This window comes from Flavobacterium aestuarii, assembly GCF_040049115.1.
Lineage (GTDB): Bacteria > Bacteroidota > Bacteroidia > Flavobacteriales > Flavobacteriaceae > Flavobacterium > Flavobacterium aestuarii.
This window is the reverse complement of record NZ_JBDLZZ010000054.1, coordinates 1-716: the sequence shown is the minus strand read 5'-3', so window position 1 is coordinate 716 and position 716 is coordinate 1. Positions and strand designations below refer to the sequence as shown.

The window sequence follows — 716 nt, the reverse complement described above, 5'->3', positions numbered from 1 at the left end:
AAAAAGACACGTTCCTGGACATATTGAATTGACAGCCGTCACGCTGAGAGGCGTGACAGATAAAATAAGAGTAATAGAATCGTATAGATTTGAATAAAACCGATAGAGACTGAGTCGCATAATAAATAAGCCGCAAGGCTGAACAATATACGATGAAGAGTTTGATCCTGGCTCAGGATGAACGCTAGCGGCAGGCTTAACACATGCAAGTCGAGGGGTAGAGGCTTTCGGGCCTTGAGACCGGCGCACGGGTGCGTAACGCGTATGCAATCTGCCTTTTACAGAGGGATAGCCCAGAGAAATTTGGATTAATACCTCATAGTATATGGACTCGGCATCGAGATCATATTAAAGTTCCAACGGTAAAAGATGAGCATGCGTCCCATTAGCTTGTTGGTAAGGTAACGGCTTACCAAGGCTACGATGGGTAGGGGTCCTGAGAGGGAGATCCCCCACACTGGTACTGAGACACGGACCAGACTCCTACGGGAGGCAGCAGTGAGGAATATTGGACAATGGGCGCAAGCCTGATCCAGCCATGCCGCGTGCAGGATGACGGTCCTATGGATTGTAAACTGCTTTTGTACGGGAAGAAACCCTCCTACGTGTAGGAGCTTGACGGTACCGTAAGAATAAGGATCGGCTAACTCCGTGCCAGCAGCCGCGGTAATACGGAGGATCCAAGCGTTATCCGGAATCATTGGGTTTAAAGGGTC

Annotated in this window: 1 rRNA gene; it reads left to right on the top strand. The window is 49.2% G+C overall.

The annotated features are described in order from the left end of the window. Positions 1–149 precede the first annotated feature (149 nt). Positions 150–716 (top strand): 16S ribosomal RNA (locus tag ABEG11_RS19030); the annotation flags it as partial.